The organism is Pseudomonas versuta (assembly GCF_001294575.1).
Classification (GTDB): domain Bacteria; phylum Pseudomonadota; class Gammaproteobacteria; order Pseudomonadales; family Pseudomonadaceae; genus Aquipseudomonas; species Aquipseudomonas versuta.
Window position 1 is genome coordinate 1,454,046 of the sequence record NZ_CP012676.1, and the last position, 22,937, is coordinate 1,476,982.

Consider the following 22,937-nt stretch of genomic DNA (forward strand, 5'->3'; position numbering starts at 1 on the left):
ATTCCTCAGGTGAGACACGATGGATTCGTGGATGAGGAAACGTAGCACGAGGTTTGCAATCGCGGATACGAAACGGCCCGCCAAAAGGCGGGCCGTTTTCACGCAGGGCCGGGATCAGTCCTGGCGGCTGGTGACTTCCAGCAGGTGATAGCCGAACTGGGTTTTAACTGGGCCTTGCACCACGTTGATTGGCGCGCTGAAAACGACAGTGTCGAATTCCTTGACCATTTGGCCTGGGCCGAAAGAACCCAGATCGCCGCCTTGACGGCTGGACGGGCAAGTGGAGTTGGCTTTTGCGACTTCGGCGAAATCAGCGCCGCCTTCGATTTGTGCTTTCAGTTCGTTGCACTTGTCTTCGCTGGCAACGAGGATGTGACGGGCTGTGGCTTTGGCCATGGGGGAGTACTCCTTTCAAGAAAGTGCTGAGCCTACCGGATTCAACAGGTTTTTTCCTGGCAAAAGTTGATGGGGGAGGCATTTTCGCAGCCGCCCCCCGGTCTCTTAAGCGATAGCCAGGGCGGATTGGCGCTGTGCCTGCAATTTCCCGGCTGCGCCGCGCAGCAATTGTTCGGTCGCATCCCAGCCCAGGCAACCGTCGGTCACGGAGACGCCGTAACGCATGGTTGCGCTCAAGGGCTGGCAGCCTTCGAACAGGTGGCTTTCGAGCATCATGCCGATCAGCGAACGGTCGCCCTCCAGGCGCTGAGCGAGCACGTCATTAAACACCTCGGGCTGGCGCAGTGGGTCCTTGCCGCTGTTGGCGTGGCTGCAGTCGACCATCAACCGGGCGGGTATGGCATTTTTCTCAAGCCCGGCCCGGGCCTTGGCCACGCTGGTGCGGTCGTAGTTCGGGCCGCTGTGGCCTCCGCGCAGAACCAGATGGGTGTCGGGGTTGCCGGGTGTCTGGACGATTGCCGGATGGCCCTGGCTGTCGACCCCGAAGTGGCGATGGCCATGGGCGGCAGAACGCATGGCATCACTGGCAATTGCCACGCCACCGTCAGTACCGTTTTTGAACCCTACGGGCAGAGCAAGGCCGCTGGCCATTTCGCGGTGAATTTGCGATTCGGTGGTGCGTGCGCCAATGGCCACCCAGCCCAGCAGGTCGTCGAAGTAGCCGGCGGCTATGGGTTGCAATAGTTCTGTAGCAATCGGCAGGCCCATGCCCAGCATTTCGAGCATCAGTTCACGCGACAGGGTGAGGCCGTGGGCCATGTCATCGCTGCCATCCAGGTGCGGGTCGTAGGCCAGGCCTTTCCAGCCAACGGTCGTGCGTGGTTTTTCGATGTAGGCGCGCATCACCAGCAGCATGTCATCGCGCAGATCGTGGGCAAGAGCTGCAAGGTTACTGGCGTATTCGAGTGCGGCGAGCGGGTCATGGATAGAGCAGGGGCCGACCACTATCAGCAAACGGGAGTCGTCACCGTTCAAGATGGCGCGTATGGCCTGGCGTTGCTGGCTGACCTGACGTGCAAGAGCGTTGCTGAGGGGCAACTGCTGCTTGAGTTGCGCTGCGCTGGGCAGGCGTTGGGTCAATACCGTTGCAGGGGCGAGATGGACCGGCAGAGCAGAGATGGAGGTGTTCATGGTGTGCTTCCTGGGCAGGCGGCGGATTGATCCGCGCGCGCAGCCCTACTGGGGTGTTCGACAATTGGCCAGACTGGCTGTGAGTGCATGCGTGCCACCAATGTGGGTCCGTTCGGAGGCGGCAGACTGTCCCGAACGGCGGCTGATAAATCGCCATGCAGTGCAAAGGTCGAAGCGGTAATAAGTGATGTAGTTCATGGGGTAATTCCTTCAATAAATAATGTGTGGGGCCTGAAAAAACAAAACCCCCGGTCGGGAAGCCGACCGGGGGTGAGAATTCTCTGGTAGGCGACCCCTAAAGTAGTGGGCGCCGTGTGGGTATCAGGCGCGCCAGTGGCTAAACCAATACCCAAAATAAAATCGTGCAGCGTTCGCGCACACAGATTCGGCCACGCGTGTTTCGCGGGTGGTCTTACAAATGGCTGTGGGGGCGTTATGCAACATGTGCTGTCTCCGATGAGTGGGGGGAGCTTACTCGAGTCCGGCTCACGGGTTCAATCAAAAATTGCTATGGATGCGGGTGGTCAAGGCTATTGATGCAGCGGTGCCGCCTGGTCGATGAATGGTTTGCAACCATTGGCGCTCAGCGCCTTTGAAGCCTGCAAGGCGTCGGGTTTACAGGTTTTTACGGTTTGGCTATGGATTGCAGGCTCATGATAGGTAGGTTGGCCCAACAGTTTTTTGCTAAGGTGTCGACAATCAGCCAAGACCAAAAATTTGCGAGGTATCGACTTGATTCGGGTTCTAGTGGTCGATGACCACGATCTTGTGCGTACAGGGATCACCAGAATGCTGGCCGATATCGAGGGCCTGCAGGTGGTCGGTCAAGCCGAGTCTGGAGAGGAGTCGCTGCTCAAGGCACGTGAGCTGAAACCGGATGTGGTCTTGATGGATGTCAAAATGCCCGGCATTGGCGGCCTCGAAGCTACCCGCAAAATGATGCGCAGCCACCCTGACATCAAAGTGGTTGCCGTCACCGTGTGTGAAGAAGACCCGTTCCCGACACGCCTGCTGCAGGCCGGTGCTGCTGGCTACATAACCAAGGGTGCAGGGCTGGCAGAGATGGTCCAGGCCATTCGCCTGGTATTCGCCGGTCAACGCTATATCAGCCCGCAAGTGGCTCAGCAGCTCGCGCTCAAATCTTTCCAGCCTGCCAGCGACTCTCCGTTTGACGCCTTGTCAGAGCGGGAAATCCAGATTGCCTTGATGATTGTCGGCTGTCAGAAGGTTCAAGTCATTTCCGACAAGCTTTGCTTGTCCCCCAAAACGGTAAACACCTATCGCTATCGGATTTTCGAGAAGCTTTCAGTCAAAAGTGATGTTGAACTGGCCCTCCTGGCTGTTCGTCACGGCATGGTAGATGCTGGTTAACGATGACTGACAAGTTCGATGCAAGTGCATTTCTTTCGACCTGCAGTGGTCGGCCCGGTGTGTATCGCATGTTTGATGCCGATGCCCGTCTGCTTTACGTGGGTAAAGCCAAGAACCTTAAAAAGCGCCTGGCCAGCTACTTTCGTAAAACCGGCCTGGCGCCTAAAACTGCGGCGCTGGTGGGGCGTATCGCGCAAATTGAAACCACTATTACCGCCAACGAAACCGAGGCGCTGCTACTTGAGCAGACACTGATCAAAGAGTGGCGCCCGCCGTATAACATTCTGTTGCGCGATGACAAATCCTATCCCTATGTGTTTCTGTCGGACGGCCAGTACCCGCGCCTGAGCATTCATCGTGGCGCCAAAAAACTGAAGGGCAAGTATTTCGGACCTTACCCCAGTGCCGGCGCCATTCGCGAAAGCCTGAGCATCCTGCAAAAGACCTTCATGGTGCGCCAGTGCGAAGACAGCTACTTCAAGAACCGCACGCGTCCTTGCTTGCAGTATCAGATCAAGCGCTGCAAAGGCCCTTGCGTCGGGCTGGTTGATCCCGACGTGTATGCCGAAGATGTGCGCCACTCAGTGATGTTCCTTGAAGGCCGCAGCAGTGCGCTGACCGACGAGTTGAACAGCGCCATGGAGCAGGCCGCCAGCACCCTGGACTTTGAGCGCGCAGCCGAAGTGCGTGACCAGATATCGCTGCTGCGCCGGGTTCAGGATCAGCAAAGCATGGAAGGCGGCAACGGGGATGTCGATGTCATCGCCGCGTTCGTCAACCCGGGCGGCGCCTGTGTTCATTTAATCAATGTGCGTGGCGGACGAGTGCTGGGCAGCAAGAACTTCTTCCCCAGGTGGGTATTGAGGAGGATGTTGGCGAAGTGATGGCGGCTTTCCTCGGGCAGTACTACATCAGTAGCCCTGAGCGCGATCTGCCGAGCGAGCTGATTGTTAACGTCGAGCATGAAAGTTTCGATGCGATCATTGATGCAATTGAGGCCTTGCGCGGCCGTGAGCTGGCCATCAGTTACCGTGTGCGCGGCACCCGTGCCCGCTGGCAGCAACTGGCCGTGACCAATGCCGAACAGGCCCTGGGGGCCCGTCTGGCCAATCGCTTGCATGTGGCAGCACGTTTTGAAGCGCTGGCAAAAGTACTCAAGCTCGATGAGATCCCGCAGCGGCTCGAGTGCTATGACATCAGTCACTCCAGTGGCGAAGCAACGGTCGCTTCCTGCGTGGTATTCGGTCCCGAAGGCCCGATCAAGTCGGATTACCGGCGTTTTAACATCGAGGGTGTGACACCCGGTGATGACTATGGCGCGATGCATCAGGCACTGATGCGCCGTTTCAGCCGGCTGAAGGAGGGTGAGGGCAAGTTGCCAGACATCCTGTTGGTCGATGGCGGCAAGGGGCAGTTGTCGATGGCTCGCGATGTCATCAATGAATTGGCAATTCCAGACCTGATTCTGCTCGGTGTGGCCAAGGGCACAACCCGCAAGGCTGGCTTCGAAACCCTCTATTTGAATGACGCGGCCCATGAATTCACCTTGAAGGGTGATGATCCGGCCTTGCATTTGATCCAGCAAATCCGTGACGAAGCACACCGCTTCGCCATTACCGGGCACCGTGCGCGACGTGGCAAAACCCGCCGCACCTCAACCCTGGAAGGCATAGCCGGAGTAGGGCCGACCCGTCGCCGCGACTTGTTGAAGCATTTCGGCGGGCTGCAGGAACTGACTCGCGCCAGCATCGAGGAGATCGCCAAGGCCCCCGGGATCAGTAAAAAGCTCGCAGAGCTGATTTATGCGAATCTGCACAGTGAATAAATAACCCCTTGGCCCCCGGTTCTCTTCACAAGACCTCAACCGTGCCCTTGTCGCTCAAACTGGCTGCTCAGCAGGGCAGCCGATTCTGGTATGGTTGGGGTCTGTCACATAATCAGACTCGTGTTGGAACTCCGTTAGACATGCACCGGGAATGGTCCTAGAATTTGTCTTTCAGACCGCAACACCGAGTAGACTGCCCCCTCACCTCGTAGCCAGTTGTGCCGATGAATATCCCTAATTTGATCACCGTTCTACGCGTTCTGCTGATTCCTTTCTTCATTCTGTTGTTCTATCTGCCCTACAGCTGGAGCTATGTGGCCTCCAGTTCTGTCTTCGCATTTGCGGCGGCGACGGACTGGCTCGATGGTTACCTGGCGAGACGGCTGGAGCAAAGTACGCCGTTTGGCGCCTTCCTCGACCCTGTAGCTGACAAGCTGATGGTGGCTGTGGCCTTGGTCTTGCTGGTGCAGGAACATCACAATGTGTGGCTGACCCTGCCTGCTGCAGTGATCATCGGCCGCGAAATCGTGATTTCTGCGCTGCGTGAATGGATGGCAGAGCTGGGTGCACGGGCACAGGTTGCCGTGTCCAACATGGGGAAATGGAAGACTGCGGCGCAAATGCTGGCGTTGATCATCCTGCTGGCCAATCCGTCCGGCTTCAGCTTCTGGGTGGTGGTGGGTTATGCACTGCTGCTGGTTGCGGCAGGGCTGACGTTGTGGTCGATGGTTCAATATTTGCGAGCCGCCTGGCCGCATTTGAAGACCACCTCGACCAAATAAATAAAACTTTTTGAATCAATGGCTTGACGCATTCTTCGATCCCTGTAGAATGCCCGGCACCAAGACGCGGGAATAGCTCAGTTGGTAGAGCACGACCTTGCCAAGGTCGGGGTCGCGAGTTCGAGTCTCGTTTCCCGCTCCAAACATAGCTCTACGAATTCATGGCAATTCGATAGAGCAAGAAAACAGGACCTTCGGGTCCTTTTTTCGTTGCGGCAAAAAGCACTGACGTCCTGCAGTGTCCGGTGTGTCCAAGTCCTGGATCCGGTCCGGGAGGCTGGCGCGCAGTGAGCAGTTTGTTGCTGGAGCCATTCGGCTAGCAAAAATAGCCTCAGGCTCTGGCTCTGATCGAGTCTTCGCGCGGGCACTCTCAGAAATGTCTATTGGGTGCGTCCGCATCACGGGTATGGACTTCATACTCGTAAACTAACCTCAAAAAAGCGCGCGTGCCCTGGTTGCCCGAAGCATCAATTTTTGTGCGCTTCATACACAACAGGGTCATGTTATGTGTAGTGTGCCCCGGCTTTAATCTGTTGGCAGGGCAGTAACGCTTGCGAACAGATGCCAGACTTTATTGCGCGCATTGCAGTGTTATTCTTTTTAATATGATGAGCTTTGTAGTTTGCTTGATGTGTACTTATATCTTCGATCAATCTGTTGTTTGTTGCGTTTAAAATAGGTGGGCCGGGTTTAGCAGGGTGCATCGTTTAAATTAATAGTGTGTTTTATATCTAAGTAGTCGTCCCGGAAATCGTATTGATAAATCATGGAGTTAGGGGAGGCTAGGCGCTGCATGCAGGCGCCATGATAGAGCGGTGCGTAATTGATGAGATTTTTAAGAGTGTTCCGATTGTTATATTTTTCTGCTTGTAGTGTTACTGCCAGGTAGTAATGTGGAGTTACATAAATCAACGTTGCTTAGGTGTTTTTAATGTTGGGCGAGTCGTGCACTGCTTTAGACTTTTCGCCGTTAATTCTAACGCTGCGTTATCAGCTGATAATGGCCAGGGTAATTAACGTGCGATGTTTTTAAAACGATAAGGGTCTATATAAATGGCAACTCCGAATACGCCTGCTTTCATTACGCAAATAGTTGATCAAGACATTGACTACACTGGCGATATTTATGACCGCGACATCACGGTCGACCCAACTCCCCAATTGAGCGGCAGTGCGCCTGTCAACAGCCATGTCTACATATATGACGATGGAAAACTGATCGGTAGTGTCCAGGCGGACGGTGAAGGAAACTGGAGCTTCACTCCTGATCGCGATCTCGGCACTGGCTCTCATGCTCTGACCGTTATGGCTCACGGCAAAATGAGCGAACCGGTAGTTATTACGGTGCAGGCAAGCGGGGCTTCCACTGGTCGTCCAGTCATTACCAGTGTTGTCGACAATGAAGGTGAACCGGGTCAGGTGGAGCACGGCGCGACCATCAGCGACAAACCGCCAACCCTGTCCGGTACTGCCGCCCCCAACGCCTATGTCGAGATTTTTTCCAGCGGTCGTTCCGTTGGCTTTACCCAGGCCAATGCAGAGGGGCACTGGACCATCACCCCAACTCTTCCAGAAGGGCTGAATATCCTTAGCGTCAAATCCCAGGGACAACACAGCGACATCTTCACACTTACTGTTGAGTCGGCGACATCGGTCAAGCCGATCATCGAAAGCGTCCACGATAATCATGGTGAATCGGCCATGGTGGGCGATGGCGGCAGCACAGACGACAACACCCCTACGGTCTCGGGTACTGCGCGGCCGGGTGCAATCGTTCAGCTGTACGCCAACGGTCGTGAAGTAGGGCGGGCCCAGGCCGACAGTAACGGCAACTGGAGCATCACCAGTTCCGCTCTGGACAATGGCGAGCAGGTGCTGAAAGTTACCTCCGACGGGAAGTTCAGCGACGGCTTCACCATTAATGTAGAGGCCTCCACAACTCCCGAGCTTCCTGAACTGAGTATCCAGACTGTCTACGACGATCAGGGTGAGTCGGGCATGGTGGGCGATGGCGGCAGCACTGACGACAACACCCCTACGGTCTCGGGTACTGCGCGGCCGGGTGCAATCGTTCAGCTGTATGCCAACGGTCGTGAAGTAGGCCGCGCCCAGGCTGACAGCAACGGTAACTGGAGCATCACCACGTCCGCCCTGGACAATGGCCAGCAGGTATTGAAGGTCTCCTCAGAAGGGAAATTCAGCGACGGCTTCACCATCAATGTCGAGGCCTCCACAACCCCTCAACTGAGTATCCAGACTGTCTACGACGATCAGGGTGAGTCGGGCATGGTGGGCGATGGCGGCAGCACTGACGACAACACCCCTACGGTCTCGGGTACTGCGCGGCCGGGTGCAATCGTTCAGCTGTATGCCAACGGTCGTGAAGTAGGCCGCGCCCAGGCCGACAGCAACGGCAACTGGAGCATCACCACGTCCGCCCTGGACAATGGCCAGCAGGTATTGAAGGTCTCCTCAGAAGGGAAATTCAGCGACGGCTTCACCATCAATGTCGAGGCCTCCACAACCCCTCAACTGAGTATCCAGACTGTCTACGACGATCAGGGTGAGTCGGGCATGGTGGGCGATGGCGGCAGCACTGACGACAACACCCCTACGGTCACGGGCACCGCGCGGCCGGGTGCAATCGTTCAACTGTATGCCAACGGTCGCGAAGTAGGTCGCGCCCAGGCTGACAGCAACGGTAACTGGAGCATCACCACGTCCGCCCTGGACAATGGCCAGCAGGTATTGAAGGTCTCCTCAGAAGGGAAATTCAGCGACGGCTTCACCATCAATGTCGAGGCCTCCACAACCCCTCAACTGAGTATCCAGACTGTCTACGACGATCAGGGTGAGTCGGGCATGGTGGGCGATGGCGCCAGCACTGACGACAACACCCCTACGGTCTCGGGTACTGCGCGGCCGGGTGCAATTGTTCAGCTGTATGCCAACGGTCGCGAAGTAGGTCGCGCCCAGGCCGACAGCAACGGCAACTGGAGCATCACCACGTCCGCCCTGGACAGTGGCGAGCAGGTGCTGAAAGTGTCCTCCGAGGGTAAATTCAGCGACGGCTTCACCATCAATGTCGAGGCCTCCACAACCCCTCAACTGAGTATCCAGACTGTCTACGACGATCAGGGTGAGTCGGGCATGGTGGGCGATGGCGCCAGCACTGACGACAACACCCCTACGGTCTCGGGTACTGCGCGGCCGGGTGCAATTGTTCAGCTGTATGCCAACGGTCGCGAAGTAGGTCGCGCCCAGGCCGACAGCAACGGCAACTGGAGCATCACCACGTCCGCCCTGGACAGTGGCGAGCAGGTGCTGAAAGTGTCCTCCGAGGGTAAATTCAGCGACGGCTTCACCATCAATGTCGAGGCCCCAACAACTCCGGAGCTTCCTGAGCTGAGTATCCAGAGCGTCTACGACGATCAGGGTGAATCGGGCATGGTGGGCGAGGGCGGCAGCACTGACGACAACACCCCTACGGTCTCGGGTACCGCGCGGCCGGGTGCAATCGTTCAGCTGTATGCCAACGGTCGTGAAGTAGGTCGCGCCCAGGCCGACAGCAACGGCAACTGGAGCATCACGCCATCCGCCCTGGACAATGGCCAGCAGGTATTGAAGGTCTCCTCAGAAGGCAAATTCAGCGACAGCTACTTGATTGATGTTCAAGTACCAGCCGAAGGGGGAGAGCCTGTTCGCCCTGCTATCGAATACGTCTATGACGATTTCGGCAGTGATGTCGGTCAACGCTTCAGTGGCAATACCACCGACGATCGCTCGCCCTTGTTGGCCGGCACCGCAGGCCCGCATGCAATCGTTGAGATTTATTCTAACGGCCAGTTGATTTACACCCTGCAGGCCAGTGAAACAGGGCATTGGGTCTACACGGCTTGGTTGCCTTATGGTGAACATACGCTCACAGCGGTGGTCGGCGGCGTCAGCAGTGAGCCGTTCGACCTTATTGTTGTCGACCCATCGCAAGCGCCCGTAGCGGGCGAACTCAACAACGCGCTGTCACTCGACAGCTTATTGGCCGATAGCCATCTCGATGTGTTTGGCGAAATCACTGAGCCTGTGGCCGAGCTGGATCCTGCCCAGACCCTGCAATTGATGGAGGCCTTTATGTCCGAACCTGCAAATGCGCTGGGCGGTAACGTTGCAGACCTCGGCTGCATGCCATTGACAGCGGAGCTGGTACTGCCGGTTGAGGAGTTGCTGCAACCGCCGCTGTAATGGTTAGAGCGTGAAAACATGCTGCAGGTCGGCCAGTCTTTGAACGCCGACTCAGTTGCATAAACGGGCTGAATTGCGCGATGCCGGTTGCCGGCATCGCGGTTTTTTTGCCTTGAGGTTCTCCAGGCTCAACTGCCAGCCGCCCATGCCGTTCAGCGCTAGGGATCACCGCTTGTTTAACCACTGCCAGCATGTCTTCACACCTTATTGAACACCATTCCCAACGGACCCAAGGTCCCCCGGGAAGTGATCCCCCGACAGTTGCGGGCGATCGACCAATACCCATTTCGCCGTCTGGCGAGCCCTCTTCAGGAAGCATGTGATGGCCAGAGACATGCCTGTCAATTCAAGCATGGAGGCTCGGGCGGTGCCTGAGTCTTCAACCATTGTCCAGGATTCGCTCTTGCAGAGCGTGTCATGGATGTGTGACCACTATGGTTTGGGCAAATCGCCCCAGGCTCTCACCGCCGGCCTGCCCAAGGGCAGCTTGCTCTCGCCGTCGCTGGCCTTGGCAGCGCTGGCCAATGCCGGGCTCACGGCCGGTCTGGTGGACCGGCGTCTGCATGCCCTGCCCAAGCAGTTGATGCCAATGATCCTGCTACGCAAAGAGCAGGGTGGCTGCATTTTGCTGGATCGACGCATTGAAACCGATAGCGAAAAAAAAACCTGTTACCGCTACCAGCTGGTTTTGCCGGAGCTCGGTTACGAGCCTGTCGAACTCGGCCAGGCAGAGATGGACGCGATGTATGCCGGCCATGCCGTTCTGGTCAAGCCAACAGCCAGGATCGATACCCGCGCCGGCGATCAAACGCCGCGGGCTGCCGGCCACTGGTTGTTCAGCACTCTGTGGCGCTACCGTCGCTACTACCGCAGTGCGGCCATCGGCGCGGTACTGGTCAACGTGCTGGCGCTGGCCAGCATCTTTTTCACCATGAACGTCTATGACCGGGTGGTGCCCAACCAGGCCTTTGTCACCTTGTGGTCGCTGGGCATCGGTGTGGCCATCGCGATGATCTTTGAGGCAGTTGCACGCTACGTGCGGGCCTACCTGCTGGACGTCGCCGGGAAAAAGGCGGACCTGGTGCTGGGCAGCCTGTTGTTTCGCCAGGCGCTGTCAGTGCAGATGGAACATAAACCGGCGTCATCCGGCTCATTTGCCAACCAGCTGCGTGAATTCGAATCGGTGCGTGATTTCGCGACCTCGGCAACCCTCGCGACTATTTCTGATTTGCCGTTCGTGTTGATGTTCGTAGCGGTGATTTTTGCCATCGGCGGCCCAATGGGCTGGATTCCTCTGATGTTGATTCCGTTGATTCTGATCATCAGCATTGCCATTCAATGGCCGCTCGCGCGCACCATGAAAGAAAACCTGCGTGAGTCGTCGCTCAAGCAAGGTGTGCTGATCGAATCGGTAGAAGGCCTGGAAACCCTGAAAGCCGTAGGCGGTGAAGCCTACATGCAGCGGCGCTGGGAACATTTCAGCGCACTGGCAGCCAATACCTCGCTTAAATCGCGCCAGATGAACAACTCAGCCACCGGCATGGTCGCGTTTTTCCAGCAGTTTCAAACCGTGCTGCTGATCATCACCGGGGTTTACCTGATTGATGCCGGTGACCTGAGTATGGGGGCGTTGATTGCTACCGTGATGCTGGCTGGTCGCGCGACTGCACCGCTGGGTCAGGTAGTAGGGCTGGCCATACGTTTTCAGCAGGCCAAGGCAGCCATGCAGTCGCTGAACAGATTGATGGACATGCCCGTGGACCGGGACCCAAAGACCGAGTACCTGGCCAAGCCGCACCTGACTGGTCAGTTGACCCTCAAAGGTGTCGGTTTTTCTTATCCGGCGCCGCCGATGCAACCCAACCCGCCGATACTCGAAGGCATCAACCTGAAGATCCGGGCCGGTGAGCGTGTGGCGATTCTGGGACGCATCGGCAGCGGTAAATCGACGCTGTTGCGGGTCATGGCGCGCCTTTACCAACCGGTCAGCGGGCAGATGTTCAGCGATGGTTTAGACGTTAGCCAGATCGACCCGGCCGACTGGCGCCAAGCGGTAGGCTATGTGGGGCAAGACGCCCGATTGTTCTATGGCACCTTGCGTGAAAACGTGATGATTGGCCGTCCCCAGGCCAGCGCCGGAGAGTTTATGCGAGTGCTGCGCCTGACCGGCCTGGACCATGTTGCATCCCGGCATCCCAACGGTATCAACCTGCCGATCGGCGAGATGGGCGAAGGCCTTTCCGGCGGGCAGCGCCAGCTGGTTTCGCTGGCACGCAGCCTGATTGCCCGTCCGCAATTGCTGTTGCTGGATGAGCCGACCAGCGCGATGGATTCCCAGACTGAAGTGCTGTTCCTCGAGCACCTCAAGCGGGCCACCGAAGGCCAGTCCATGGTGGTCGTTACTCACCGGCCATCACTGTTGGCCCTGGTCACACGCATCATCGTGGTCGACGACGGCAAGGTGGTCGCCGACGGTCCCAAAGACAAAGTCCTCGCGACCTTGTCGGGCAACGCCCACGGGCAGTGCGCAGCCAGCGGCGAGGCACAAGGGGTGCCTGCTAAAGCCAAGGCCGGCCCGCAACGGCCAGTCACTGCGCCAGCCCCTGATGCGGCCAGTCATCCAGGCCGCGTACCAGCGGCTGGCGAGCCCGTGCGTACAGCGCCTGCTCAACAGGATACGGAGCAATGATCAGCAAAATTTTCCGCCGCAAGGGGGGCGAGGCAGCGCTGGCACCCGGCGATGCGGCGTTCATGAATGACATCCAGGAATCGTTGCTGGCCCAGACGACGCCTGGTTCCAAACTGGTGCTGTACCTGATCCTGGGGGTAGTGATCAGCGGGCTTGTCTGGGCCAGCTATGCGCGGGTTGAAGAAATCACCCAGGCAGAAGCGAGAGTTATTTCCATGAGCCGTGAACAGATGATTCAGAGCCTGGAAGGCGGGATCCTGGCACACATGTATGTTCGCGAAGGCGCGGTGGTCGAGAAGGGTGAAGTGCTGCTCAAAATTGACCCGACCCGTGCCCGGTCGAGTTACCGCGAGGCCTTGTCCAAAGTCATCGGCCTGCGGGCCAGCATCACTCGTTTACGCGCTGAGGCGTATCAGACTCCTCTGGATTTCGATGACATGGTCAAGCAGGACCCAAGCATCGTGGCCCAGGAAACCCAAGCGTTCAATGCGCGCCAGCGAGCGCTGAATGAAAGCGTGTCCGCGCTGGAGCGCAGCCATACCTTGACCCTGCGTGAGATCCGCATGGCAGAACCGCTGGCAGCCAAAGGCCTGATGTCGGAGGTCGAGTTGTTGCGTATGAAGCGTCAGGCCAATGACATCCAGTCGCAAATCGTCGAGCGCACCAACAAGTTCCGTGCAGACGCCAACTCCGAGCTGAGCAAAATGGAAATGGAGCTGGGTCAAACCAATGAAAACCTGGTCGGTAGAGCGGATATTGTTGATCGCACCACGGTCACTGCACCGGTGCGCGGCACGGTAAAAAACGTGCGGGTCAATACCATCGGCGGGGTTATCCAGCCAGGGGAAAATATCCTCGAAATCGTACCGCTGGAGGAGCAGTTGCTGGTCGAGGGCAAGATTCGTCCCGGCGACGTGGCGTTCCTGCACCCAGGTTTGCCGGCAACCGTAAAGATCACGGCCTACGACTACGCCATCTATGGTGGCTTGAAGGGCGTTGTCCAGTACATCAGCCCGGACACGCTCAAAGACGATCAAAAAGCCGCCGCAGGACGTGCCGACGACACCTATTACCGGGTGCTGGTACTGACCGACAGCAGCACACTTGAAGCCGGTGGCAAGAGACTGCCGATCATTGCGGGCATGCTGGCGTCGGTGGAAATCCGTACGGGTGAAAAAACTATCCTCGATTACCTGCTCAAACCCGTATTCAAGGCTCGCGAAGCCTTCCGGGAGCGCTGATCATGATGTTCAATTTCGCCCGTGCCGGGCAGTCTCGACACACGGCTCCAGGCCGCTTGGCGAGCAAGTGTCGCGCTCCCCTGAGATGGTCCTTCTCGATCTGCCTGTCGGCCAGTTTGTACTCGATCACCTTGCACGCTGATGACCAATCCCCGGGGTTTGACACGGTGGTGCCAGTGGCCGCTATCGGGGCGCTCAAAGGGTCGGCTGCTACGGGCTTGAAGGCACTGCCGGTTGAGGATCAAACGCTGGCGGGCGTATCCGCCGTCGCGCTGGCAGCGTTACCGCAACGTCTGGCTGCGCGTTCGGGCAGTCCTGTAGCGGGCCCGTCGGAACATGAATTGCGGGCAATATTTTGGCGCGCCGTACAGGCCGCGGCCGAGCGCAGCCCGCTGGTCCGTCGCATGCAGGCCGAACAGCAGGCCGCAGTGGACGATATCGATGAAGCCAAAGGGCAGCGCTGGCCGCAGCTGGGTATTGCCATGCAGTCTCAGACGGCCAGGCTCGGCCCGGGGAAGGACAACGTCAGCACCAGCACACAGGGGATCAATTTCAATGTAACCACGCCAGTGTATGACTGGGGCCGTATTGGCAAGACCATCGAGAGTCGCGAGCATCTGGCGCAGGCCGCTAATGCGAGTATTGAGGCGGAGCTGGAAAACTCGGCATTCGAAGTGCTGGCTACGATGGTCGAATTGGGCAAGCAGCGCATCATCATCGATCTTGGCCAGCAGTACGAAAATCGCATGAGTGATCTGGTAACGATGCTCGCCGGGATCGTTGCGGTCGACAAAGGCCGTTCCAGCGAACTGACTCAGGCCAAGGCGCGTTTGCTCCAGGCGCAGTCGGCGCGCGATAACGCGCAAACCCAGGCCACGGGCGCCGAGATACAGTTGCGCAAACTGGTCGGTGAACGGCCGCTCATGATCCCTCGCACCCGCGAATGGAACATCCGCCTGGCCAGCCTGGACGGGTTGTTGCAACGCGTGGATGACCATCCCAATATCCAGCGGGCTCAATCCAGCGCCGAGGCTGCGCAATTGCAGGCGCAAGTCGTACGTTCAACCTCGTTGCCACAACTGAACTGGGTGATCAGCAAGACCACTGCCGAAGATGGCATGGGCCGCAACCAGCCATTACAAACCTCGCTGGCGGTGAGTTGGGCAGCATTCCGTGGCGGGTCGACACGGGCCGCCGAGCGCGCAGCATTGCAGCGTGCCGAGGCCGGCCGCCAGGAAGCCGGGCAGCAGCGTATGGATCTTGAGTACTACATCCGCAATGCCAGTCACGATGCCCGAACTTTGCTTGAACGCGCCGAGCTATACCGGGACTTGACGGCTGAAACCGATCAGATACGCAAGGCGTTCTACGAACAGTGGTACCACTTGGGTAAACGTACGCTTCTGGATGTACTGAGTGCTGAGAGCGATCACTTCAGCAACCAGGTCAGTGAGATCAGCAGCCGTTTCGACGGCTACCAGGCAATTGTGCGGCAATACGCAAGTGCCGGCATCCTGGTGCAATGGTTGAGCGCGCAGCACTGAACCGCGTTCTGAGCTGGCTGATTCAACCTGTTGCGCGCCAGGCATTGGCAAAAACAATGCCGCTGACTTAAACGACTGCTATCTCAACGGTAGGAGCGAGCTCTGTGGGTCTTGAAAAGCTCGCTCCTGCTAGGGGGCGTGGTACGAGCGTCTACCTGCCGGTTGAGGCTGCAACCTCAGGCTGAACATGTACCGGGGCTGGCGTTGCAGCATGGGCGATTTCCCAGGCATCACGGGGCTCGTCCAGATCGCGGTTCAGGGTTTCCGGGGTCTTGTATGTGGTGTAAAGGGTGATCAACGTGAGCAGGGTCAGGTAGCACGCTATCGGCAGCCAGGCGCCGACACCGGCGTTGGCATCGCCGTCGTGGCTGGCCACCACCAGGGCGATAAGGCCGGCACCGATCAGCGGCGCAATGCCGCCCGCGATCACTGCCGAGGCTTCCCGGGCAATCGATACCCCCATATAGCGGTGGCGCGAGCCGAACAGCTCGGGCATCAGCGCCGCCTGGGTGCCGAACATGCCCCAGGTACCGATGCCCAGTGCGATGGAGATGGCAATGATGCTCGCCATTACGTTGCCCAGGCTGAGCACCCACCAGACCGGGAAGGCCAGGGCCAGTTGCAGAAATGCGAAGGAGCGGTACACCACGACGCGGCCAAAGCGGTCGCTGAGCTTGCCGGCAATCGGTACGGTTATTGCGCCCAGGCAGGCTGCGCAGATCAGGGTCAGCACGCCCACAGGCCCTTGCAACCCCACCACCCCAACGATGTAGCTCACCGCCAGCGCCTGGTAAATCGACGAGCCACCGTTTTCCCCCAAACGCAGGCCGATGCCGATCAGCAAGGTGGCCCTGGAGTGTTTCATCGCACTTTTCAGCGGGTTGACGCTGACGCGCTTGAGCGCCTTGAGGCGCAGGAAGGTCGGCGATTCCTTGAGCGACAGACGCATGTACAGGCCCAGCCCGACGATCACCACGCTGCTGAAAAACGGCACGCGCCACAGCCCGCTCTCGATCACGTTGTCATTGCCGCTGACCACCAGGAAATACACCACCGCTGCCAGGATAGTGCCCAGCTGGATGCCGAGAAACGGCAGGGCGGCGTAGAACCCGCGTCGCCCCTGGGGGGCATACTCGGTCATCATCACCGCTGCACCCGCCTGTTCGGCACCGGCACCCAGACCCTGCAGCAGGCGCAGAACCACCAGCAATACCGGGGCCAGATAGCCGACCTGATGGAAGGTGGGCAGGGCACCGATCAGGGTGCTGGAAACCCCCATCAGCAGCACCGTCGACGCCAGCACGAATTTGCGCCCGACGCGGTCACCGATCATGCCGAACAGCACGCCGCCCAGCGGCCGTATCGCAAAGCCCAGGAAGTAGGTGCCGAAACTGGCGATCAGGCTCATGGCGCGGGTTTGTTCGGGGAAGAACAGCGGCCCGAAAATCAGCGCCGCGGCCAGGGTATACAGCGCAAAGTCGTAATATTCCAGAGCGCTGCCCAGGGAGCAGGCCCAGGCGGCACGGTGCAAATCTTTCTTGCGCTCTTGCCCGTCAGGGATCTGGGCGGTGTCGGATGCAGCATGATCGTGAGTCATCTTGGTAACTCCAGGTGCCTTTACGGCATCTTGTTATTGACAGGTAGTCGGGGGCTTACAATTTCAACCGCTGTATTTCCTCAAGCATGGCCTGCTCCATGATGTCGATGGGTGCAGTTTTGCCGGTATAGAGCTCGATTTGTCGACACGCCTGATGCACCAGCATGCGAGTGCCGGCCACGGTGCAGCAACCCAGGGCTTTGGCTTGCTGCAACAACGCGGTCTGCACCGGCATGAACGCCACATCCATGACAACCAGATGGCTGGCCAGGCGGCCATCGAGCGGGTTGTTGTCCGGCTGCTTGAAGCCCACCGAGGTGGCGTTGATGACAATATCGAAGTGGCTGGCCGTGAAGGCCTCGACGCTACCACCCCAGCCGGCACCCAGATCCTTGGCCAGGGCCGCACCGCGTTCGGCACTGCGGTTGAACACCGTGACCCGAGCCGCTGCTTGCACGCAACCGAAGACCACCGCGCGGGCTGCGCCGCCGGCACCGATCACAGCAATCCGCTTGCCATCCAGAGCAGTGACTTCCTGCAGGGCGCGAATGGCGCCCAGGTAGTCGGTGTTGTAGCCGGTCAGTACGCCGTCCACGTTATTGATGGTGTTGACCGCGCCAATCACCAGTGCTGATTCGTCGATTGCATCCAGGTGAGGCATTACCGCCGTTTTGTAGGGCATGGAAACATTCATGCCACGCACGCCCAGCGTGCGGATGGCCGCCACCGCGGCTACCGGATCTTCGACGCCAAAACAGACAAAGGTGTAGTCCAGGCCCAGGGCCGCGTAAGCCGCGTTGTGGATCCTGGCCGAAAGCGAAAATGCTGAGCCCATGATTGAGCCGCAGAGGGTTGGCAGGGAGTGAGGCATATTGGAGTCCTTGGCGTGAGAGTCGGGCGGCGCGGGTAAGGCCGCCACCGGGGAACAAGGGCGGGGCGCTGACCAAACCGGACGCTGGGCAGGCGCGGCAAGCTGCTGCGCCGCGCAGTGACTCAACGTTGCCCCGGCGCACGTTCGGGTGAATGTGGTTGATCATGCCTGTCTCCTTCCTTGGATTCATGAATGGTTCAATGGCGCCACTTTCAACTGCTATCTCCCTGGCGTGCCAATCGTTTATGGTGATGCCGTGATCACCGCTGGTGATCACCAAAGACGCATTAGCGAATCGGAGGATCAGTGGAACTCAAACATTTGCGGGCTTTTGCGGCCTTGGCCGAAGAACTGCACTTTGGTCGTGCGGCGGTGCGTCTGCACATTGTCCAGCCGGCCTTGAGTGCGCAAATACGAGCCCTGGAGGAGGATGTAGGGGCGCAATTGTTCGAGCGTGACCGGCACGGGGTCGAGCTGACCGAGGAGGGCGCACTATTTCTGCCTGAGGCCCTGGCGACCCTGCGCCAGGCCGGGCGCGCCCGTGAGGTGTTGCAGCAGGCCGCGGCCGGAGAGGTGGGGGTGCTGCGTCTGGCATTTGTATCTTCAACCCTGTCGCACCTGTTGCCGGTGCTGATACGCACTCTGGAGGCGCGTTACCCGCGCATCGAACTTGACCTCAAGGACATGCCTTCGCAGCTGCAGATCCGCGGCCTGCTGGACAATGCTCTGGATTTTGGCCTGGTACGCCTGCCCTTGAATGTGTCCGGCGTGCACACCCGCATGCTGTTTGAGGAGTCGCTGGTGGTGGCGCTGGCTCAGGACCACCCGCTGTGTGCCAAGCGTCGAATACAGCCGCAGGATCTGCTCGGGTGTCCGCTACTGGTGCTGGGGCGAAAGTTTGCCCCCGGTTTGTATGACCAGATGCTGGTGGGGTTTCACCGGCGCAAGATAACGCTGACGATTGCCCGGGAGATGGGCGAGTTTCCCACCCTGTTAGCGTTGGTGGCCGCCGGTCTGGGAATTGGCATCCTGCCAGATGGTGCTGCCTCGGCGCTGCCGGCCGGGGTGGTGATCCGCCCGCTGACACTGGCCATGAGCGGCGCGGGCATAGGGGTTGCCTGGACGGGCCTTGAGAACCCGCGCAAGCGGGCCCTGATGCAGGTGCTCGACGAGCTCTATCGCGCGTCGGGCCCGGCGTCCGTTTAGGGCGCCAGGCACGCCAGGGTCAAGCCCGCGCAGTTATCTGCGCAGCTGTTCTTCTTCGCGTAACTGAGCGCTCATGTCGTCGCAACTTTTCGCCCAGGCTTGCAGCCATTCGGGCATCGCTGGCGATACCTCCGCCAATCCCAGTTCACGGACAAAATCTGCGGACGGGATGGTGCCCTTGGCCGAACGAAACAACCCGCGCATCACCACAACCCCGACCACTCGGCCCCGGCTGATGAAACGATGCTCCATCACGCTCCATTTTTGATCCCAGCCCAGTAGGCGGGTGTGGATTTCAAAGGCTTCGAACAGCTTCAGTTCGCGGCGGAACTTGCCCCAGGTATCACCCACAATCGGCAGTGCCTTATTGCGCATGGCCACGCGAAATGCGCCGCTGCGCAGCACGAAATCCATGCGCCCGACATCGGCCAGGGTGAAATACCTGCCATTGGTGACGTGGCGGTTGAAGTCCAGGTCCAGCGGCCAGACACGCATCCGTACCACGGTACTGTCCAGACCATCGACAGGCTTGCGCCAGGGGCGCCGAAACAGCATGAGCAGTAACCGAAACCAGAGATTCATAAGTACGCCGGGCAGTGATTGAAGGCTGCACTGTAGCGGGGAGGAATCAGGTCAGGTAGGTGCGCAAATGACTTATTACATGCGAAAAGCGCAACCTGGATCTTTCATGCACATTACCTTGCTCCTGGCCGACCAATGCTCGGCTGCAAGCGCCACGCTCGCCCTTGAAATGCTCGGTGCGGCCAATCTGTTTGCCGGCAGTGCGCAGGCGCCTTTTACCGTGGTGGTCGCTTCGCTTGATGGCCAGGTCGTCACTGCCTGGGGCGGGCAACAGTTGCAAGTTGACCGGTCGACGGCCCAGGTCGGGCAGACCGATCTGGTGCTGATACCGGGGTTTCTGTTCACCTTGAAAGAGGCTTTGCCGGGGTTTTCGGCCTATGGCCCGTGGCTGCGCAGCCAGCACACGCAGGGGGCGGTGATCGCATCGATGTGCACCGGTGCATTCATGCTGGCCGAGAGCGGTTTGCTGAAGGGTTTGCGCGCCACCACGCACTGGGCTTTTGCCGAGCTTTTTGCCCGGCGCTACCCCGCAGTGATATTGGAGGAGGCGCAGATCCTCTGCGAAGAACACCGGCTAATCACCAGCGGTGGTGCGAGCGCCGCGATGGATTTGATTTTGCACCTGATACGCCGCTTCGGTTCTGCGGAACTGGCGCACACCTGCAGCAAGTACTTGCTGATTGATAACGTGCGCAGCGAGCAGTCGGTATACGCCATGTGGTCGTTGCCCAAGAGCCATGGCGACGCAGAGGTCCTGCGGGTCCAGCATTGGCTGGAGCAACACTTCGCCGGGCCGGTGCTGATCGACGATCTGGCCCGGCGTTTCGGTTTTGGCATCCGCAATTTCAAGCGTCGCTTCAAGGAGGCCACCGGGCATACCCCCATTGCCTATCTGCAAACCCTGCGTCTGGAGCGGGCCAAGCAACTGCTGGAGTCCACCCGCATGACCCTGGACAGCATCACCTATGCCGTGGGCTACGAAGACAGCAACTCCTTGCGCCGCTTGTTTGTGCAGCGGGTGGGTCTGTTGCCGGTGGCTTATCGCAAGAAATTCCAGCCAGCCCAGAGCGATTCAGCGCCGTAAGTGCGGTTCGCCCTTAATGCGCTTACCAGAAACGCCATCGCGAGCCAGCGGGACCTGACCCTGTCAGCGGTGCCCCCCGGCATCGCCAAAGTTCGCGCCCGGTGCCGGCGCGAGTCTCAATGCGCCGCCAGCGGCTGGCACTCGGCTGCCTCGGGCCGGGGGCGAATGATCAGCAGGCCTGCCGTTGCAATCACCAACGGCACCACCAGCGCGCTGTAATAACCGGCGGGGCCGCCGTGTTCGAGAAACCAGCCTCCGCTCGCAGAGCCGATGATCGCTCCCACACGCCCCAGCGCAATGGCCCAGCCTGTCGCGGTTGCGCGTAATGCGGTGGGGTATGCCTGGGCAACCATGTAGTTCAAGACGATTTGCTGACCGCCAATGCCCAGGCCTGCGCAACCGGCGAGGGTAAATACCAGTGCCCAGTGGTTGCCACTGTTAGCCAGGCCCAGGCAGAGGGCAATACCAAATACAAATAGGATCAGCAGCAATAGCCGGGTATTGATTTTCGGCAGGATGATCGACAGCGGGATCGCGCAAACCACAAACACCGTATTGACCGCCACCGTGCCCATGGGGGCCTGCTCTGCCGGCAGGCCGGTGGCTTTGAGGACGGTAGGTAACCAGGACAAAAGCATGAACCACGCAACCCAGTTGAACAGGTAGACGGTCCAGATCCCGAGCGTGTTGCGGCCCAGCCCTGCGCTGAACAAAGAGCTCACCCCGGTTTTTACCTCCAGTTCCGGAACACTGTAGGTACTGTCCGGGGAAATCCGGGTTTTGCTGATGGCACCGAGGATTTTCCCGATCTTGTTGCGGCTGACATTGCCTTGGCGTCTGGTTAAAAAATACAAGGATTCCGGAAGGGCGAAGATCAATACCGCCAGCAGCAACAGCGGCACGATGCCGCCCACCGCAAAGATGCCTTGCCAGCCAATGGACGGCAGCATCCAGGCGGCCAGCAAACCGCCCAGAATGGCGCCGGCAGGCAAACCCAGCAGTACCGTGGTCATGATCGTGCCGCGTTGTCTGGCGCTGCCGTACTCGGCCGCCAGCGACAGCACCACGGGGGTCGCGCCGCCCATGCCGATGCCTGCGATAAACCGCAAGACCAGAATCTGCTCCGTGGTCCGGGCAAAGGCTGTCGCCAGGGATGCAACGGCAAACAGTGCGACTGCCGCGATAATAATCGGCCGGCGACCGAACTTGTCGGCCAGTAAACCCAGAGCCATCGCCCCGAGCACCATGCCGACAATCCCGGCGGTCAGGATCGGCGCCAGCGCACCTGCTCCCAGTCCGAAGGCCTGAATGATCGAAGGACCGGTGAAGGCAATCGCCTGGGTATCGAAACCGTCGAGGATGGCAACCAAAAAACACAGTGCGAAGACCCGCCATTGAAAGGCGCTGATTTGCCTGCTGTCGATCAACTCGGGAATGGAATAGTGCGTGCTCATGGCGGCTCCGGCGGCTCCAGATTTTTTATAGTTATGTGCAGGCGCAGCCTGCCGGAGCAGAGGCTAAAGGCGGGGGGTGTCAGCGTCTAATATCATTTGGGTGCCGTGCAATACCCCCAGGGTATGGCTGGCGGGGGAGGAACTCTAGATACCGGCCATTGAGCCCGGTTCAGGTGCAGTGAGGCCGCGGGCGACCTCGTGGGGGTGGGCGGGCTGTGGCTTATTGAAGCAATGGCACGCCGCTGAGTTCCTGCAAGGCTTCGAAGCTGATGTCCGCGAGGATCTCACGCACTCGCAGGCCCTGGGGGGTAACGTCCAGAATCGCCAGGTCGGTATAGATGCGGCTGACGCAGGCGATGCCCGTCAGCGGGTAGGTACACTCCGGCACCAGTTTGCTTTCGCCGCTCTTGGTCAGGTGATCCATCATCACGAATACCTGGCGTGCGCCGGTGGCCAGGTCCATCGCGCCGCCCACCGCCGGTATCGAACCCTCGGCTCCGGTATGCCAGTTGGCCAGATCGCCTTTGACCGAAACCTGGAAAGCACCCAGTACGGCAATGTCGATGTGCCCGCCGCGCATCATCGAGAACGAGTCGGCGTGATGGAAATAGGCGCCACCGGCCAGCAACGTCACATGCTGCTTGCCGGCGTTGATCAGGTCATCATCTTCCTCTCCAGGGGCCGGGCTCGGGCCCATGCCCAGCACGCCGTTTTCGCTGTGCAGGAACACCTCCTTGTCCCCCAGGTAGTTCGCCACCAGCGTCGGTACGCCAATGCCCAGGTTCACATAAGCGCCCTCGAGAATATCCTTGGCCACGCGCTGGGCCATTTCGTTGCGCGAAAGTTTGTTAATGACGGTCATGGT

At 59.2% G+C, this 22,937-nt stretch carries 16 protein-coding genes, 1 tRNA gene and 1 pseudogene; 11 read left to right on the forward strand and 7 right to left on the reverse strand.

Going from position 1 to position 22,937, the window contains the following annotated elements:
* Positions 1 to 114: 114 nt before the first annotated feature.
* Complete coding sequence (locus tag AOC04_RS06550; protein ID WP_003445034.1) at positions 115 to 396, reverse strand: peptidylprolyl isomerase; 282 nt, start codon at positions 394 to 396, stop codon at positions 115 to 117.
* Positions 397 to 501: 105 nt separating this feature from the next.
* Positions 502 to 1,587, reverse strand: coding sequence for a 3-deoxy-7-phosphoheptulonate synthase (locus AOC04_RS06555; RefSeq protein WP_060691694.1), 1,086 nt, complete (start codon positions 1,585 to 1,587; stop codon positions 502 to 504).
* Between the two features lie 732 nt (positions 1,588 to 2,319).
* Here AOC04_RS06555 and gacA point away from each other — a divergent pair.
* The 9 genes and pseudogenes from gacA (at position 2,320) to AOC04_RS06595 (ending at position 15,278) form a co-directional block, all read left to right on the forward strand.
* The gene (gene gacA, locus AOC04_RS06560) at positions 2,320 to 2,958 is read left to right on the forward strand and encodes a response regulator transcription factor GacA (RefSeq protein WP_082363747.1); all 639 of its coding nucleotides are present in this window, start codon (positions 2,320 to 2,322) and stop codon (positions 2,956 to 2,958) included.
* Between the two features lie 68 nt (positions 2,959 to 3,026).
* Positions 3,027 to 3,997, forward strand: a pseudogene (gene uvrC / locus AOC04_RS24425) (excinuclease ABC subunit UvrC); the annotation flags it as partial.
* An 81-nt stretch (positions 3,998 to 4,078) separates the two neighbouring features.
* Positions 4,079 to 4,783 (forward strand): helix-hairpin-helix domain-containing protein, encoded by a 705-nt coding sequence (locus tag AOC04_RS24430; RefSeq protein WP_397457221.1) that lies wholly within the window; start codon positions 4,079 to 4,081, stop codon positions 4,781 to 4,783.
* A 224-nt stretch (positions 4,784 to 5,007) separates the two neighbouring features.
* Entirely contained in the window at positions 5,008 to 5,565 is a 558-nt protein-coding gene (gene pgsA, locus AOC04_RS06570; protein ID WP_060691696.1) for a CDP-diacylglycerol--glycerol-3-phosphate 3-phosphatidyltransferase, read from the forward strand.
* Positions 5,566 to 5,631: 66 nt separating this feature from the next.
* Positions 5,632 to 5,707, forward strand: a tRNA-Gly gene (locus AOC04_RS06575).
* Positions 5,708 to 6,618: 911 nt separating this feature from the next.
* Positions 6,619 to 9,804: an Ig-like domain-containing protein gene (locus tag AOC04_RS06580; protein ID WP_060691697.1), complete on the forward strand. Its 3,186-nt coding sequence runs from the start codon at positions 6,619 to 6,621 to the stop codon at positions 9,802 to 9,804.
* A 322-nt stretch (positions 9,805 to 10,126) separates the two neighbouring features.
* Positions 10,127 to 12,493 (forward strand): type I secretion system permease/ATPase, encoded by a 2,367-nt coding sequence (locus AOC04_RS06585; protein WP_060691698.1) that lies wholly within the window; start codon positions 10,127 to 10,129, stop codon positions 12,491 to 12,493.
* Positions 12,490 to 13,734 (forward strand): HlyD family type I secretion periplasmic adaptor subunit, encoded by a 1,245-nt coding sequence (locus AOC04_RS06590; protein WP_060691699.1) that lies wholly within the window; start codon positions 12,490 to 12,492, stop codon positions 13,732 to 13,734. Before AOC04_RS06585 ends, AOC04_RS06590 begins: the two co-directional genes overlap by 4 nt.
* Before the next feature lie 2 nt (positions 13,735 to 13,736).
* Positions 13,737 to 15,278 carry a TolC family protein gene (locus AOC04_RS06595; protein ID WP_060691700.1) on the forward strand — a complete coding sequence of 514 codons (1,542 nt, stop codon included), beginning with the start codon at positions 13,737 to 13,739 and terminating at the stop codon, positions 15,276 to 15,278.
* Positions 15,279 to 15,429: 151 nt separating this feature from the next.
* Here AOC04_RS06595 and AOC04_RS06600 read toward each other — a convergent pair whose 3' ends face one another.
* A complete protein-coding gene (locus AOC04_RS06600) occupies positions 15,430 to 16,875 on the reverse strand; it encodes an MFS transporter (RefSeq protein ID WP_060691701.1) in 1,446 nt (481 codons plus the stop codon).
* Positions 16,876 to 16,930: 55 nt separating this feature from the next.
* The gene (aroE, locus tag AOC04_RS06605) at positions 16,931 to 17,746 is read right to left on the reverse strand and encodes a shikimate dehydrogenase (protein ID WP_060691702.1); all 816 of its coding nucleotides are present in this window, start codon (positions 17,744 to 17,746) and stop codon (positions 16,931 to 16,933) included.
* A gap of 306 nt (positions 17,747 to 18,052) precedes the next feature.
* On the opposite strand from aroE, the gene AOC04_RS06610 reads away from it, so the two are divergent.
* A complete protein-coding gene (locus tag AOC04_RS06610) occupies positions 18,053 to 18,952 on the forward strand; it encodes a LysR family transcriptional regulator (RefSeq protein WP_060691703.1) in 900 nt (299 codons plus the stop codon).
* Positions 18,953 to 18,985: 33 nt separating this feature from the next.
* Here AOC04_RS06610 and AOC04_RS06615 read toward each other — a convergent pair whose 3' ends face one another.
* On the reverse strand, positions 18,986 to 19,534 hold the full coding sequence (locus AOC04_RS06615; protein WP_060691705.1) for an acyl-CoA thioesterase: 549 nt from the start codon (positions 19,532 to 19,534) through the stop codon (positions 18,986 to 18,988).
* A 106-nt stretch (positions 19,535 to 19,640) separates the two neighbouring features.
* On the opposite strand from AOC04_RS06615, the gene AOC04_RS06620 reads away from it, so the two are divergent.
* A complete protein-coding gene (locus tag AOC04_RS06620) occupies positions 19,641 to 20,618 on the forward strand; it encodes a GlxA family transcriptional regulator (protein ID WP_060691707.1) in 978 nt (325 codons plus the stop codon).
* A 116-nt stretch (positions 20,619 to 20,734) separates the two neighbouring features.
* On the opposite strand, the gene AOC04_RS06625 is transcribed toward AOC04_RS06620, so the two are convergent.
* On the reverse strand, positions 20,735 to 22,072 hold the full coding sequence (locus AOC04_RS06625) for an MFS transporter (protein ID WP_060691709.1): 1,338 nt from the start codon (positions 22,070 to 22,072) through the stop codon (positions 20,735 to 20,737).
* A 220-nt stretch (positions 22,073 to 22,292) separates the two neighbouring features.
* Positions 22,293 to 22,934 (reverse strand): 3-oxoacid CoA-transferase subunit B, encoded by a 642-nt coding sequence (locus AOC04_RS06630; RefSeq protein WP_060691711.1) that lies wholly within the window; start codon positions 22,932 to 22,934, stop codon positions 22,293 to 22,295.
* Positions 22,935 to 22,937 lie beyond the last annotated feature (3 nt).